The sequence below is a fragment of the Microvirga sp. KLBC 81 genome, assembly GCF_003075415.1.
Classification (GTDB): Bacteria; Pseudomonadota; Alphaproteobacteria; order Rhizobiales; family Beijerinckiaceae; genus Microvirga.
On the sequence record NZ_QDAH01000022.1, the window covers coordinates 45,607 to 61,107 of the forward strand.

The 15,501-nt window shown below is 58.3% G+C and carries 12 protein-coding genes; 8 read left to right on the top strand and 4 right to left on the bottom strand.

The features are described from left to right. Nucleotides 1–41 precede the first annotated feature (41 nt). From dusB to hflX, 7 genes are all read left to right on the top strand, one after another. Complete coding sequence (gene dusB / locus DC522_RS15400) at nt 42–1,058, top strand: tRNA dihydrouridine synthase DusB (protein ID WP_116529561.1); 1,017 nt, start codon at nt 42–44, stop codon at nt 1,056–1,058. Next, entirely contained in the window at nt 1,055–2,155 is a 1,101-nt protein-coding gene (locus DC522_RS15405; RefSeq protein WP_116529562.1) for a nitrogen regulation protein NR(II), read from the top strand. Before dusB ends, DC522_RS15405 begins: the two co-directional genes overlap by 4 nt. 9 nt (nt 2,156–2,164) lie before the next feature. Continuing rightward, complete coding sequence (gene ntrC / locus DC522_RS15410) at nt 2,165–3,628, top strand: nitrogen regulation protein NR(I) (protein ID WP_116529563.1); 1,464 nt, start codon at nt 2,165–2,167, stop codon at nt 3,626–3,628. Nucleotides 3,629–3,726: 98 nt separating this feature from the next. Beyond that, complete coding sequence (locus DC522_RS15415) at nt 3,727–5,973, top strand: PAS domain-containing sensor histidine kinase (protein WP_116529564.1); 2,247 nt, start codon at nt 3,727–3,729, stop codon at nt 5,971–5,973. Continuing rightward, nucleotides 5,970–7,340, top strand: coding sequence for a sigma-54 dependent transcriptional regulator (locus DC522_RS15420; protein ID WP_116529565.1), 1,371 nt, complete (start codon nt 5,970–5,972; stop codon nt 7,338–7,340). Before DC522_RS15415 ends, DC522_RS15420 begins: the two co-directional genes overlap by 4 nt. Nucleotides 7,341–7,577: 237 nt before the next feature. Further along, complete coding sequence (hfq, locus tag DC522_RS15425; RefSeq protein ID WP_009491222.1) at nt 7,578–7,832, top strand: RNA chaperone Hfq; 255 nt, start codon at nt 7,578–7,580, stop codon at nt 7,830–7,832. Between the two features lies 1 nt (nt 7,833). Then, the gene (hflX, locus tag DC522_RS15430) at nt 7,834–9,231 is read left to right on the top strand and encodes a GTPase HflX (protein ID WP_116529566.1); all 1,398 of its coding nucleotides are present in this window, start codon (nt 7,834–7,836) and stop codon (nt 9,229–9,231) included. 241 nt (nt 9,232–9,472) lie between these two features. On the opposite strand, the gene mazG is transcribed toward hflX, so the two are convergent. Then, entirely contained in the window at nt 9,473–10,306 is an 834-nt protein-coding gene (gene mazG, locus DC522_RS15435) for a nucleoside triphosphate pyrophosphohydrolase (RefSeq protein WP_116529567.1), read from the bottom strand. A 263-nt stretch (nt 10,307–10,569) separates the two neighbouring features. Next, entirely contained in the window at nt 10,570–11,754 is a 1,185-nt protein-coding gene (locus DC522_RS35410; RefSeq protein WP_116529568.1) for a heparin lyase I family protein, read from the bottom strand. 695 nt (nt 11,755–12,449) lie between these two features. On the opposite strand from DC522_RS35410, the gene DC522_RS15445 reads away from it, so the two are divergent. After that, the gene (locus tag DC522_RS15445) at nt 12,450–13,727 is read left to right on the top strand and encodes a glycosyltransferase family 87 protein (RefSeq protein WP_116529569.1); all 1,278 of its coding nucleotides are present in this window, start codon (nt 12,450–12,452) and stop codon (nt 13,725–13,727) included. A gap of 114 nt (nt 13,728–13,841) precedes the next feature. Here the strand turns inward: DC522_RS15445 and DC522_RS15450 are convergent, their stop codons facing one another. Both DC522_RS15450 and DC522_RS15455 read right to left on the bottom strand, forming a co-directional pair. Beyond that, entirely contained in the window at nt 13,842–14,639 is a 798-nt protein-coding gene (locus tag DC522_RS15450; RefSeq protein ID WP_205769644.1) for an MBL fold metallo-hydrolase, read from the bottom strand. Continuing rightward, entirely contained in the window at nt 14,636–15,445 is an 810-nt protein-coding gene (locus DC522_RS15455; RefSeq protein ID WP_116529571.1) for a TatD family hydrolase, read from the bottom strand. The genes DC522_RS15450 and DC522_RS15455 overlap by 4 nt, the downstream gene beginning before the upstream one ends. Nucleotides 15,446–15,501: the final 56 nt, after the last annotated feature.

Here is a 15,501-nt window from a genome sequence, read left to right on the forward strand (position 1 = left end):
GGACTTGCGTCCGACGCAGGAATGGCTAGTAAATAGGCATAATGAAACTTGATCAAAAAATAGGCGATGGTTTTCAGGTCGGCCCGATCCAGGTTGGGACGCCAGCGATCCTTGCGCCCCTCTCCGGTGTGACAGATGTGGTCTTCAGGCGGATAGCCAAGCGCCTGGGAGCGGGGCTTGTCGTCTCTGAAATGGTTGCCTCGGATGAGCTTGTTCAGGGTTCAGAGGAGGCGCAGCTTCGGGCTGAGGGGGCTGGAATCGATCCTCATGTCGTTCAGCTGGCCGGATGCGAGCCGCATTGGATGGCGGAGGGCGCGCGCGTTGCCGAAGGAGCAGGGGCGCGGATCATCGACATCAATATGGGATGCCCAGCCAAGCGGGTGATTGGAGGCTATTCCGGTTCTGCCCTGATGCGAGATCTCGATCATGCATGCCGCCTGATCGAGGCGACAGTCCAAGCGACCTCAGTGCCGGTAACGGTGAAAATGCGCCTGGGGTGGGATCATACGACCTTGAATGCCCCCGAGCTCGCTCGGAGAGCCGAAGCTCTTGGTGTGAAGGCCGTGACGGTGCACGGGCGGACCCGGCAGCAATTTTATAAAGGGCAGGCCGACTGGAAGGCTATCGCTCCCGTTGCGCAGGCCATCGGCATTCCTGTGATCGCCAATGGCGATGTCGGTTCCCTTGAGGACGCACGGGAGTGTCTAGGTCAGTCAAACGCCGACGCTGTCATGATTGGTCGCTCGGCCGTAGGCAGGCCCTGGATTGTGGGCCAGATAGGCGCTGCCCTCCGAGGGCGCGTCATTGCCGAGCCCTCTCCAGAGCAGAAGGCTGAACTGGCCCTGGAGCATTATGAGGGGCTGCTCTCGCTCTACGGTGCACATGTAGGCATCCGTCATGCCCGCAAACACCTAGCAGCTTATGCGGAGGCCGCTGTCGAAGCAGGTTTCCATGTCTCACCCCAGGTCCGAACGGGGCTGGTCACATCGGACGATCCAAGCGTCGTCACATCGCTGTTGCGCTCCCTTTATACCCAGCAGAAGAAGGAGGCGGCATGACGGTAGCCATCAATGACCTCATTGTGAATGCCTTGCCGCTGCCGGTTCTGACCATCGGCGAGGAGCAGAGAATCGTCCATGCCAATGCGGCGGCAGAGGCCTTCTTCGAGATGAGCCTGCGCATGATGCAGCGTCAGAAGCTTACGGATTTCCTGCCCTTTGGCTCACCAGTCATGGCTCTTGTGGAGGATGTTCGTCAGAGAGGATCCAGTGTCAGCGAACACCGCGTTGACATCGGCAGCCCACGATTGGGGCCCGAGCGCATCGTTGATGTTTTCGCGACTCCGCTAGGAGATGAGAGCAACAACGTGGTTTTGATGCTCCAGGAGCGCACCATTGCCGATAAGATGAACCGGCAGCTCACCCACCGTGGGGCCGCCAGATCGATCACGGCGCTTGGCGCACTTCTGGCTCATGAAATTAAGAACCCGCTATCCGGAATTCGCGGAGCCGCCCAACTTCTCGAGCAGTCAGCCGATGAGGATGATCGTCTCCTCACGCGATTGATCTGCGATGAGACGGATCGGATCGTGAAGCTCGTCGAGCGGATGGAGCTTTTTGGCGAAGAACGCCCAGTTGAACGCGGTCCCGTCAACATCCACGGTGTTCTTGATCATGTGAAGCGTCTGGCTCAATCCGGCTTTGCGCGTCACATCCGGTTCGTCGAGAACTATGATCCTTCTCTGCCGCCGGTCCTTGGCAACAGAGATCAGCTCGTTCAGGTCATCCTGAACCTCGTCAAGAATGCAGCTGAAGCGATTGGCATTGATGCGACTGATGGGGAAATCACTCTCTCGACGGCGTTTCGTACCGGGGTACGGCTCCAAGTTCCGGGCTCGCAGGAACGTGTGAGCCTGCCCATCGAGTTGAGTGTCAGCGACAACGGTCCAGGCATTCCGCCGGAGCTGATGAGCGATCTCTTCGATCCCTTTGTCACCACAAAGGTTCAGGGCAGCGGCTTAGGGCTTGCCCTTGTCGCGAAGATCGTCGGAGACCACGGCGGCATCATTGAGTGCGAGCCTGCGCCGAGGCGCACGACTTTCCGAATCCTTTTGCCGATGCATCGCGCCAGCCCCGGCGCTGATGCTGACAAGTGAGGCTAAGACATGCCTAGCGGACAAATCCTTCTCGCCGACGACGATGCTGCAATCAGAACGGTTCTGAACCAAGCTTTGTCGAGAGCCGGATATGAGGTTCGGTCGACCAGCAACGCGGCCACACTCTGGCGTTGGGTGGCACAAGGCGAAGGGGACATCGTCATCACCGACGTGATGATGCCCGATGAGAATGCGTTCGATCTTCTGCCGCGCATCAAGAAACTGCGGCCGGAACTTCCGATCATCGTCATGAGTGCGCAGAACACGTTCATGACGGCGATCAAGGCTTCCGAAAGGGGGGCTTACGAGTATCTGCCTAAGCCGTTCGACCTCAAGGAGCTTGTCGCTGTCGTCGGGCGTGCGCTTTCTCGTCCCCGGACGGCGATTTCGAGCGCAAGCCCCGTCGAGAATGAGGACATTCCTCTGGTCGGACGCTCCCATGCCATGCAGGAAATCTATCGCGCGCTGGCGCGGTTGATGCCTACCGACCTCACCGTAATGATCACGGGTGAGTCTGGTACCGGCAAGGAGCTGGTAGCCAAGGCGCTGCATGATTATGGCAAGCGCCGCCAGGGGCCCTTCGTTGCAGTGAACATGGCGGCCATTCCGCGCGAGCTGATCGAATCCGAACTCTTCGGCCATGAGAAGGGCGCCTTTACGGGGGCTACGTCTCGCAATACCGGTCGGTTCGAGCAGGCAGAGGGTGGCACGCTGTTCCTTGATGAAATCGGTGATATGCCCATGGAGGCGCAGACCCGTCTCCTGCGTGTCCTCCAGCAAGGCGAGTACACGACGGTTGGTGGCCGAGTACCGATTAAGACCAACGTCCGCATCGTTGCCGCGACCAACAAGGATCTGCGGGTGCTCATCCAGCAGGGGCTGTTCCGGGAGGATCTTTATTTCCGGCTTAACGTCGTTCCGCTCCGCTTACCGCCTCTGCGCGAGAGAGTGGAAGACATCCCTGACCTCACCCGCCACTTCTTCATGCTGGTGGAGAAGGAGGGGCTTTCGCGCAAGCAGCTTGACGTGGAGGCTATGGACCGCCTCAAACGCTATCGCTGGCCTGGGAACGTCCGCGAGCTGGAAAATCTTGTTCGCCGCCTCGCTGCGCTCTATCCGCAGGACACGATCACCGGTGCGATCATCGATGCGGAGATCGATTCTCAGCCCCTTCTATCTCCCCAGCCGGCGGGCAAACCCGCTGTGCCGGCGCAGCAAGGTTCCGAGGGCCTCTCCGAGGCTGTCGAGCGGCACCTGGCGGAATATTTTTCTGGTTTCCGCGACAGTCTGCCGCCTCCGGGCCTGTATCACCGAATCTTACGTGAGATCGAAGGTCCCCTGATTGGGGCGGCCCTGGCAGCGACCCGAGGCAACCAGATTCGCGCTGCCGAGCTCCTGGGGGTCAATCGCAACACCTTGCGCAAAAAGGTGCGTGACCTGGAGCTCATGGTGGTTCGGACCAACCGGTCCTGAGCAGACAGCTGTAATAATTTGACCACAGTGTTGTGTTGGTGCATCACCCTCCAAAGGGTGCTGGATCGAAGGTGCCCGGTTTTGTGGGGCCTCACGTCTTGACCGACCAGAGCATACAGGAACAACGCCAAATAGCAGAACAGGCTCAGGGCGGCCTAGGCTGGCTGGGCTATGTTGCCGTTCTCGCGGCGCTGGGCTCAGCTCTCACGACCTTCCTTGTGCTCGCTGGCGCGACGCCCATTCTGCCGACGCATAACGTCGTTGTCTGGCTGTTCATCCTGAATGGCATCCTGATCGTCCTGCTTCTGGGCATCGTGGCTTGGCAGGCCAGGAAGCTGGTGCGTGAGCATCGCGCCGGCGCGGCGGCGGCTGGCCTACATGTCAGGATCGTCGGCCTCTTCAGCCTTGTTGCCGTCCTGCCGGCGATTCTTGTCGCGGGCGTCGCAACGGTGACACTGGAGCGCGGACTGGATCCCTGGTTTACCGGCTCACTCAAGGAGCTGATGTTCAACACGGTCGAAATTGCTCGCTCTTATAGAGAAGTGCAGTGCAGAACGCTTGCTCGTGAGACGCAGCTGATGGCCGCCGATCTCAACCGTGCCAAGGTCCTCTATGATGCGGATCGCAAGCTGTTCCGGGAGTTCATGAATTCCCGTGCCGTCTTCCTCGGCTTTCCGCTGGCCATGATCCTTGAACCCAATGGTACGGTCGTCGAACGGATAGAGGCCAAGAAACTTGAAGGAGTTCCAGACGCAACACCGGGGGATCTTCAGGAGGCGAGCAATCAGGAAGCCCTCTGCCTGTTTCCGCGAACCGGCAACATCTTCCGTTCCGTCCTCAAGCTCGAGGCGCATGGAGGGCGCATTCTCTATATCGCGCGGGAGGTCGATCCCCGGGCTATCGAGTTTCCGCCCGTCGCGGAAGCTGGTGTCGCGCTGTATCAGGCTCTCGACCAGAAGAAGGCAGGCATCCAGATTGCCTTCGCCTCCATGTTCACCCTCATTGCACTCATCGTGCTTCTCTCCGCCATTTGGTTCGGATTGAACTTCGCAAATCGTCTCGTCGCGCCCATCCGGCGGCTGATCCATGCGACAGACCAAGTGGCAACTGGCAATTTCTATGTTCAGGTCCCTGTCAAACGCGGCGAGGGCGATCTCGGCCACCTGGGCGAGACCTTCAACAAGATGACATCGGAGTTGCGCCGACAGCACGATGGTCTGACGGCCGCCAGTGAAGTGATTGACCGTAGGCGACGCTTTACGGAGGCCGTCTTGGCAGGCGTGTCAGCGGGGGTCATCGGCATCAACGCACGAGGCCTGATCACGATCGTGAACCCCTCCACGGAGGCGCTGCTCCAAACATCCCGAGAGGAGTTGGTTGGGCGTCCGATCACAGAGGTTCTGCCAGAGGTGACTAAACTCCTTCTGGAGATGATCCAGGGACGCCAGCGCCTGATGCAAGAGCAGATCCAGATTTCCCGGAAGGGGAAAGAGCGGACTATCAACGTGCGCGTGACGAGCGAACAGACGCGCAACGACAAACGCGATCTCGTGATCACGCTTGATGATATTACGGATCTGGTCGTTGCGCAGCGCACGTCTGCTTGGGCCGATGTGGCAAGGCGGATCGCGCACGAGATCAAAAATCCACTGACCCCGATCCAGCTCTCGGCCGAGCGTATCCGCAGGAAATACGGCAAAGTCATCACCACGGATCGCGAGGTGTTCGATCAGTGTACCGATACGATCGTGCGGCAAGTGGATGACATCAAGCGTATGGTCGATGAATTTTCGTCCTTTGCGCGCATGCCAAAACCCACTATCGGGCAAGAGGATATGGCCGAGACCATCCGCCAAGTAGTCTTTATGATGCGGATCGCACACCCCGAGATTGAATTCGTCGATCAGTTTCCTTCCGGGCCGGTAGTTGCGCCCTTCGACCGACGCCTCATCTCGCAGGCGGTCACGAACATCGTCAAGAATGCGACCGAGGCGATCGCCGCCGTTCCGGAAGATGAACGTGGCCAGCCACAAATCACTATAGTGCTGGATGACACGCATCCCGACTACCTGATCCTGGCGGTGACCGACAATGGAAAGGGCTTTCCGGTCGAGGGGCGGCAAAGACTGCTGGAGCCATATATGACGACCCGCGAAGGCGGTACCGGATTGGGTCTGCCGATCGTCGCGAAAATTTTGGAAGACCATGGGGGAGGCATGGACCTCGTCGATAATCCCGCAGGACGGGGCGGACAGGTTCGGATGTGGATCCCAAAGACGAAGCAGGTTGCTGAAGAGGTCTCTGCTACCTCGGATCGCAACGAAACTCGCAGAGCAAGCCTATGAGCGCTGATATTCTCGTCGTCGATGACGAAGTCGACATTCGTGAGCTTGTGGCCGGCATCCTGGAAGATGAGGGCCATCGCACACGTACGGCAGGGACCTCGGATGAGGCCTTGGCGGCTATCGAGGCGCGACGTCCGCATCTCGTTTTTCTCGACATTTGGCTGCAAGGCAGTCGTCTCGATGGCCTGCAGGTGCTGGAGATCATCAAGGCGCAGCATCCCGACTTGCCCGTTGTGATGATCTCCGGGCATGGCAACATCGAAACGGCGGTTTCCGCCATTAAGGCCGGAGCCTACGATTTCATTGAGAAGCCGTTCAAGGCGGACCGCCTGGTTCTCGTGGCGGAGCGCGCTCTTGAAGCATCTCGTCTCAAGCGAGAGGTGCGTGATCTACGATCCCGCTCGGTTCAAGCGAACCGCATTGCCGGCAAATCGATCGTGATCAATCAGCTGCGGCAGGCTGTGGAGCGTGCGGCGCCGACCAACGCGCGCATTCTGATTACAGGCGCCCCAGGCTCCGGCAAGGAGCTGACGGCCCGCACCATTCACAGCATGTCCAACCGAGCCAATGGCCCCTTCGTGGTGATGACGGCTGCAACCATCACGCCCGAAACGATGGAAGCCGAACTCTTCGGCACCGAAGGCGGGGAGGGTGGCGGACGTCGTGTCGGCTCCCTTGAGGAAGCCCACGGCGGCACACTCTATATCGATGAAATTGCGGATATGCCGCGGGAGACGCAGAACCGAATCCTGCGTGTTCTCGTCGATCAGAACTTCCAACGCTTGGGTGGTACGACCCGCGTTCACGTGGATGTTCGTATAATATCCTCGTCTAGCCGCGACCTGCCCTCTGAAATCGCGGCTGGGAATTTCAGGGAAGACCTCTTCCATCGCCTTGGCGTTATTCCGATCCGCGTGCCGTCGCTGGCAGAAAGGCGCGAGGATGTGCCGGAGTTGATCGAATTCTTCATGAACCAGATCTCCTCCACCACGGGCCTGCCGAAGCGGCGGATTGCGGAGGATGCTATGGCCGTTCTGCAGTCTCATGACTGGCCAGGCAATGTCCGTCAGCTCCGCAACAACGTTGAACGACTGATGATCCTCAGCTCTGGAGATCCGGATGCAGAGATTACAGCCGACATGCTCCCGTCGGAGATCGGAACGCTTGTGCCGACGACACCCGGTGGAGCAGGGGGCGAGAAGCTCATGAGCCTGCCCCTGAGAGAGGCGCGCGAGATCTTCGAGAGAGAGTATCTCCTGGCGCAGATCGCCCGCTTCAGCGGCAACATCTCCCGAACTGCGGAGTTTATTGGGATGGAGCGCTCGGCCCTTCACCGGAAGCTGAAATCGCTTGGTATTGGCGGCTAACGGGGTGCCTTCTCGCTTGCGGGAGAGGGTTGCGGGATAAACAAGATTAACTTTCCGCAAACCCTCATCCACGGAAAATATGCTTCTAAGGGGGTAGAACGGCCGAGGCCCTCTTGCCGAACGGTCAACTTCGCCCTGTAATATGCATGCCGGTTAACGACCGCACGATAGCGGACAACCATATACAAGCGGCCCAATAGCCAAGACCGGCGGTGATGGGCTGGCGAGGCAACTTCAATGGCGGGCGATCGCGCGCAGAATCTGCAGGACACCTTTCTCAATTATGTCCGGAAGCAGAAGATTCCCCTGACGATATTCCTTGTGAACGGCGTGAAACTTCAGGGCGTCGTCACCTGGTTCGACAATTTCTGCGTTCTTTTGCGCAGGGATGGTCATTCTCAGCTGGTTTACAAACACGCCATTTCCACCATCATGCCTGGACAGCCCGTCCAATTGTTCGACCAGATCGACGAGGCTGGCGAAAAGGCTTGAGGTGACTGAACCGCGCACTCCGGGGGAACACCGTCTCGCAGAACTGGCCGAGCCTGAAAAAGAGGTCGCTGCCGGCACCAAGACGCTCGTGGTCGGTCCTTATCTGACCCGCAAACGCCGGCCAGGTATGGGCGACGCGGAAGGGGAGACACCCAACCCTCGTCCGCCTGAAGCGCGATTGGATGAGGCTTCCGGACTTGCATTGGCCATCGACCTGTCCGTGGTCCAGTCTCTGATCGCTCCGCTCTCATCCCCGCGCCCCGCCACCTATATCGGCAGCGGCAAGGTCGACGAACTGGCGGCCCTGATCCGGGCCGAGGAGATCGGACTTGTGGTCATGGATTGTGCGCTGAGCCCCGTGCAGCAGCGAAATCTAGAGAAGGCCTGGGGCGCCAAGGTCATCGACAGAACCGGCTTGATCCTCGAGATATTCGGGCGGCGCGCACGTACGAAAGAAGGCACTCTTCAGGTCGAGCTGGCCCATCTGTCCTATCAAAAAGGACGTCTGGTTCGATCCTGGACCCACCTAGAACGTCAGCGTGGCGGCTTCGGCTTTCTTGGAGGCCCTGGCGAAACGCAAATCGAGGCAGACCGACGTCTGATCCAGGAGCGGATGAACCGGATCGAACGGGATCTCGAAAGCGTCGTCAAAACCCGCTCGCTGCACCGGACAAGCCGGAGGAGGGTGCCTTATCCTATCGTGGCCCTCGTGGGCTATACCAATGCTGGTAAGTCGACTCTTTTTAACCGCATGACACGGGCCGAGGTGCTGGCCGAAAATATGCTGTTCGCCACCCTCGATCCAACCACGCGCGCCATCGACCTCCCCCACGGCGAGAAGGCAATCCTCTCCGATGCGGTCGGCTTCATCTCTGATCTGCCAACCATGTTGGTGGCGGCCTTCCGGGCTACGCTCGAGGACGTGGTCGAGGCGGATGTTCTGCTGCACATACGCGATGTCTCTCACGGCGAGACGGAAGCCCAAGCTGGGGATGTGGCCGTGGTCCTGCGTGAGCTTGGCATTGATCCTGATGATACGCAGAGGATCATCGAGGTTTGGAACAAGGCAGACCTGCTCTCGCCTGCAGATCGGGAGCGGCTCGCTAATGCCTCACACCGCATCGGTGTAGAGCGGCGGCCGGTCCTGATATCGGCCCTGACCGGGGAGGGTGTGCCGGAACTTCTCGAAACCATCGAGCAGCACCTCGCCATGGGCAGGAAGACCTATGAGGTCGACGTGGCTCCGGAGGACGGACAGGGCTTGGCCTGGCTTCATGAGAACACCGAGATTCTGGGGCGCAAGACCCTGGAGACTGGGCATACCCTTCTCCAGGTGCGCTTGGTTGCCGGCAAGGAGCCCCGTTTCCTGAACCGCTTCTCGAATGCCAGGGTGATTTAGAGCATTTTCCGGCGAAGTGGATCCGGTTCGCCGTCAGAAAATGCGGCAGAACAAGGAAGAGAGCCGATCCCACGCAAGTGGAAACGGCTCTAGAACATCGGACCCAGAAGTGGATTTGCACTTTTGGGTCCGATGCTTTCTCCTTGAATGAGAGCATCGTTGCGAGCGGAACCGGAGGTCCGCGTCAGCGAAAACCGGATCCACTTTTCGCTGACGCGGACCTTCGGGTCCGCACGATGCTCTAGGTTTCCCGCTCGGCAAGCTTTGCCCGAACCCAGAGCTCTTCCATTTCTTCCAGCGAAGCGCCATTCAGGCTGCGCCCTTGGCTCCTGAGCCCTTCCTCGACGGCTCCGAAGCGACGCTCGAACTTTGCATTTGTACGCCTCAGCGCCGTTTCCGGATCGATCCCGAAGTGGCGCGCGAGGTTGGTGACAGAGAACAGAAGATCACCAATCTCATCCTCAATGCGCCCCCTCTCGCCACTTGAAGATGCCTCTTTAACCTCCTCTAGTTCCTCATGAATTTTATCGATAACCTGGGCCGGATCTGGCCAGTCAAAGCCAACTTTCGCAGCCTTGGTCGTCAATTTCTGAGCGCGGGTCAGTGCGGGCAGGGCAGTTGGAATTCCGCCGAGAAAGCCGCCTCCATGGGCTTCTGGCGGTAATCCCATCTTCTCCCGAACCTGTCGGCGTTCGGCCTTTTCTTCCCGCTTAATCTCGTCCCAGAGCGTTTTCACCTGTTGCGGGGCTAGATCCTTGGTTTCGCCGAACACATGAGGGTGGCGGCGGATCAGCTTGCGGGTGATGGCCTCAACCACATCTGGGAAAGCGAATATGCCTTTTTCTTCGGCCATGCGCGCATGAAACACGACCTGGAGCAGCAGATCGCCCAGCTCATCCTTAAGATCCGCCAGATCGCCACGCTCAATGGCATCTACGACCTCATAGGCTTCTTCAAGCGTGTAGGGCACGATGGACGAGAAGTCCTGCTCTAGGTCCCAGGGGCAACCTGTCCCGGGCGTACGCAGGGCCGCCATGATCTCCAGGAGCCGTGCGATATCAGAAGAAGGCTTCATTGCGGATTTCCTTGCTCGCGATGGCGCTTCATAGCCCGATTCCGGTGGGGAATCAGGACAAATGACGATCAAAGCATCTCAGGCATTATAAAAGGTCGGGGAGGGCGTGCCGTTTCACAAATTCTGAGCCTGCAAAATGAGATCTTGCAGATCAAAAATGCGCTGTGCTGAGGACACTTCGCCGTCCGGGCCCTTTACCTCATGCCAAACAAAAGCGGCCCCGGTGTGCCGGGGCCGCTTCGATACAACCAGATGAGCCCGCCTCAGACGACGTAGAAATTGGCACAGGTCATCTTAAAACCTGCCTTGAGCTTTGCGAACTCAACCGCCGCCTTCGCACCCGAACCGTCCACATCGTAAGACAGATATCCCGTCTTGCTGTTGTAGACGATGTAGTCGTTGGCGTCCTTCGCTGCGTCAATCGTGAAGTGGGTCGCATTCAGCTTGCGTGGGCTGCTGAGCGATCCAGCGCCCAGCTTCCTGAAGATTGCATTGTCCAGGTAGATCGTGTCGTAGAGCACACTGAAGTCGGTGAGCGTATCCAGATTCACCGTGCGGTCGGTCGTGGCCGTACCGAGCTTGGTGTTGAACACAAAGATGTCCTTGCCCGATCCGCCGATCAGAGAGTCGTTACTCAAGCCGCCCCAGAGCTGGTCGTTGCCCGTCTCGCCCCTGAGCGTGTCACGGCCGGCGCCGCCCTTAAGGATATCGTTGCTGCCCGCCCCATCGAGGGTGTCGTTGCCGTAGCCGCCATAAAGAGTGTCGTCGCCGACGCTGCCATAGAGCTGGTCATTGCCGGACGATCCGAATTTGGCCCCCTCCACGAGGGAAATGCCGGCGTACTGAACGGCAATTGTTTCTTGAGAGGCTTCGCGGTATGCCCCGAACTTCCAGTAGCCACCTCTCTGGTCATTGTAGCCCAAAGGCCCCTCATAATGGGCCACCTGCACCCCATCGCGCCACATGTTCACAAGGCCGTTGCCGAATGGGTCGAAGCGCACCTCAAGCTTTATATCGTACCAGTGCCCTCGCTCCACGGGAGCGCTGTCTTTCCATATGATATTGGCACTGGGTGGGGTCGATGTGATTGCATCAGCCGTGGTCCGTATATCCAGCTGCATATACTCGCCTTGAAGCTCGATCGCGAAGGGAGGGCTGCAACCGAGGTCGTCGGGATCCTCAAATTGGTGGACCTGACCGAGCACCATCCAGTCGGCCGTATTGGCCGCACCGGGCTCGATCATCATCTTGTAACTCATCGTGTAGGTTCTGTTGAATTCAACCTCTTTGTAACTAGCAATTTCCGAGCGCTCGACGCGTGTGGGGTCGAAGCTGGCTCGCTCGTCTGCGCGCACCTCAAAGCGCATCGTATCGCCGTTTACGGTGTAGCTCCAGCCAGCGCCCGCATTCTGCAGGGCATACGTGCCTGGCTCAAAATATGAACTCATCCTGTATACTCCTTATTCTACTGGCCATTTGTAGTTTTAGCCCGGCAGGCGGGAGGCGTTGGGTCCCATGCACCTGTCACATGTTTATGTTATAATGGTACCTTCGTGTTTGTAGGTCTGCTTTCCCAACCATCAAGACCGGTACCAAGTCGATATTGAAAATGCCGGTGCTACCTGGAACCTCGCGTCGTGCGGCCTTTATCCCGTGCAACCGGATATGCTGCGGTATCTTGCCCGCAACGACCGAAAAGCGTTCGAGCAGCGAAGGACCGGAGGCCAGGAGGGGAAAAGAGCGACCGGCATTTGAGGAACTCGCAGGTAGCCCTCCAAACCCAATCAGATCGATATGTCCTTGGAAGGCATGGCGCCGTGCACCCCGAAGAAGCCAGAAAATTCGAGATATCGATAAAGTTAGACTCAAGCCTCATGAGACGGCAGAGAAGGGACCCTTGCAGGACTCAGCCTTGCACCTGACAAGAGTTCCTCCTCATTCTCGATATCAAATTCGCATAAGTTATATTATGGAACTACAGTCTCCATGGGTCAGGCAGTGGTTTGGCATCACAAGGCGGTCTTAGTGCGCCTTTCCAGCCTAGGCCGGATGGTCGAGTTGAATTCGAACCCCGTCTGATCGTGTATGGCATTCGGCATGGGTCTCACGTGCCTGCACTCTCCCGCAAGCCAGACACTCTCAGATGATTTTCCATACGATTGAAGCGACACGAGCATCATCAGCGAAAGGCGCGAGATACATTCGGGTCATTGGGCTTGCCTTAGCCGTGCTGCTCCTGATCAAGATGGTCTGGATTTCCAATCTCACCCAAGGTGCCGATCCTCGCCCTCTGGTCGATTTCGATGTCTTTCACATCGTTGCCCAGATGGTCTGGCGTGGCGAAATCAAGCAAACCTATCATTTCGCCGCCATGCTCGAGGCCCAGAAAGCGGCTTCCGGGACTGAATCCTTCATGCCTTGGACCTATCCTCCGCAATTCGACCTGATCATCGCACCGCTAGCCTTTCTCCCGCGGGGATTGGCCTACGGCCTTTTCACGGCCGGAACCCTTGTAGCCTATCTGGCGACCCTGAGAAGGATTGCAGGTGAGCACCTTCCTCTGACCCTGATCATTCTTTTTCCAGCTATCGCTATCACGATTGCCTGCGGACAGAATGGATTTCTCACAGGAACACTGATTGGCCTTACCTGTCTCGGCCTTCAAAGCGACCGAAGGATTGCAGGGCTGCCGTTGGGATTGATGGTGATCAAACCTCATCTTGCCGTCGGTTTCGCCACCTACACATTGCTTTCTCGACGCTGGGGTATGGCTGCTCTAGCCGGGTCAATTGTCATAGCAACATCCATTCTTGTGACGATCCTGTTCGGAACGGATATCTGGGCAGCCGTGCTGGCCGGTGCGAAGGAGGCTCGGGTTTATTTGGAGCATGGAATGTATCCCTTGTTCCGGATGGTCTCGATTTATGCAGCTCTTTACACTCTCGGCCTGCCAGCCACTGTGGCCTTTGTCGCGCAGTTCCTGGTCGCGGCGATCTCACTCGCTATGATTGTTTATGCCCTTTACCGCGGGATGCCGCTCCGGCAGGTGCTTGGTTTAACGGCGATCGGATCCCTCCTTATCAGCCCTTATGCTTACGACTACGACCTTCCGATCTACGGAATTGGGCTCGCCCTCCTCCTGCCAGATCTCCTCCGTCTGGCGAATGGGAGTGAACGGCTCACCCTGTATGGGCTGAGTCTCGTCACAGGTCTTTTCGGTTTGGTGCAATCATTTCGGCTGGAGACCCTATACGGCTCCAAAGCGGCGGAAGCTATCATTGCCGGGCGCTCCAGCCCCTTATCGATTGCCGGTCTGACGCTCATCGCCGTCTTTGGGCTGTGCTGGCATATTCTGCGCCGCGACAGACGCAGCAAGGTCAGTATGGTCGATATGGTCGAAAGATCGGCTTCTGCTAACTAGAGCATCGGACGTGAAAAGTGGCCTTGCACTTTCGGGATTTGATCCGATGCTCCCTTCTAGAGAGAGCGCATCGTTCTTAGCGGAAAACTGGGTCCACTTTTTAAGCACGATGCGCTAGTCGACTTCGATTTGCAGGCCGTCATAAGCCGGCTCGACCTGCGGAGGCAGTTCGCTGCGCAGGGTCTCGTAGTCCAGGTCCGTATGCAGGTTCGTCAGGATGGCACGCTTCGGCCTCACCTTCGCGATCAGCTCCAGCGCTTCGGCAACAGAGAAATGCGTGGGATGCGGCGTGTAGCGCAAAGCGTCGATGATCAGGATCTCGAGACCTTCGAGATAGCCAAGGCTCTCCTCGGGCATGTAGCTGACGTCGGGCGCATAAGCCACGTTACCGAACCTGAAACCCAGAGTTTCGATATCTCCGTGGATCATTTTGAACGGCATGGCCTCAACCGGACCGCCCGGCCCTGGTATGGTGGTCATCACACCCGGCTTGAGGTGTCGCATTTGCAGGATGGGGGGATAGCTACTCCCGGCCGGTGTTTCGAAACAATAGCCGAACCGGATCTGAAGCAGCTCGCTTGTCATGCGGTCGGCATAGACCGGAATCCGCTTATGCATGACGATCGCCAGCGGGCGCAGATCGTCGATCCCATGAATATGGTCGGCGTGCTCATGGGTGTAGAGAACGGCATCGAGACGCTTCACGTCGGCATCCAGCAGCTGATCACGAAGATCCGGTGTCGTATCCACCAGAACGCTCGTTGCAGCGCCAGTCGCCGTGTTCTCGACAAGAACCGAACAGCGCCGACGGCGATTTCTGGGGTTCTTTGGATCGCATGCACCCCATCCGACGCCTACGCGCGGCACCCCTGCCGAAGAACCGCAGCCCAATATGGTTAATTTCAGCGTCATGATGCGCGCGCCTGCTCCCGAACCATATCGATCTGCGCGGCCTTGGAAAACAGACGATAGAAGTTGTCAGTCGTAATCCGGGCAATGTCGCTGTCGCTCACGCCGATGACACCGGCCAGCACATGGGCTGTATGCGCCACATAGGCTGGCTCGTTGGTCTTGCCGCGGAACGGCACGGGCGCGAGGTAAGGCGCGTCTGTCTCCACGAGCAAGCGGTCACGCGGCGTAGCAGCCGCGACCCGGCGGATTTCTTCCGAATTCTTGAAGGTCAGGATGCCGGAAAAAGAGATATAGAGACCCAGTTCAACGCCAACTTGGGCAAGTTTTTCACCCGACGAGAAGCAGTGGAGCACGGCACTGAACCGCCCTCGCCTCATTTCGTTCGACAGGATCTCGATCATGTCCATATCCGCGTTGCGGGCATGAATGACGAGCGGAAGGCCAGTTTCACGCGCAGCCTCGATATGCGTGCGAAAGACTTTCCGCTGCACATCACGCGGGCTCTTGTCGTAATGGTAATCGAGGCCCGCTTCGCCGATAGCGATACAGCGCGGATGTGCTGAGAGCTCTACCAAGCGCCTTGCCGGCACGTCCGGCTCCTCGGCTGCATTGTGTGGATGGGTGCCTACCGTGAAGAAGACATTGTCATGTGCCTCTGCCAGGGTCCGATAGATCCCGTAGCGTGCCACATGGGTCGAGATCGTGACGATCCGGCCAACCCCAGCATCTTTGGCGGTCGCCAGAATGTCGGGAAGGCGGGCCTGAAGATCCGGGAAATCCAAATGGCAATGGCTGTCGACCAACATCGGTGAAAGCGCCCTCCTCCGAGGCCGTTAACTCTTCAGGGCTGCATAGATCGGAT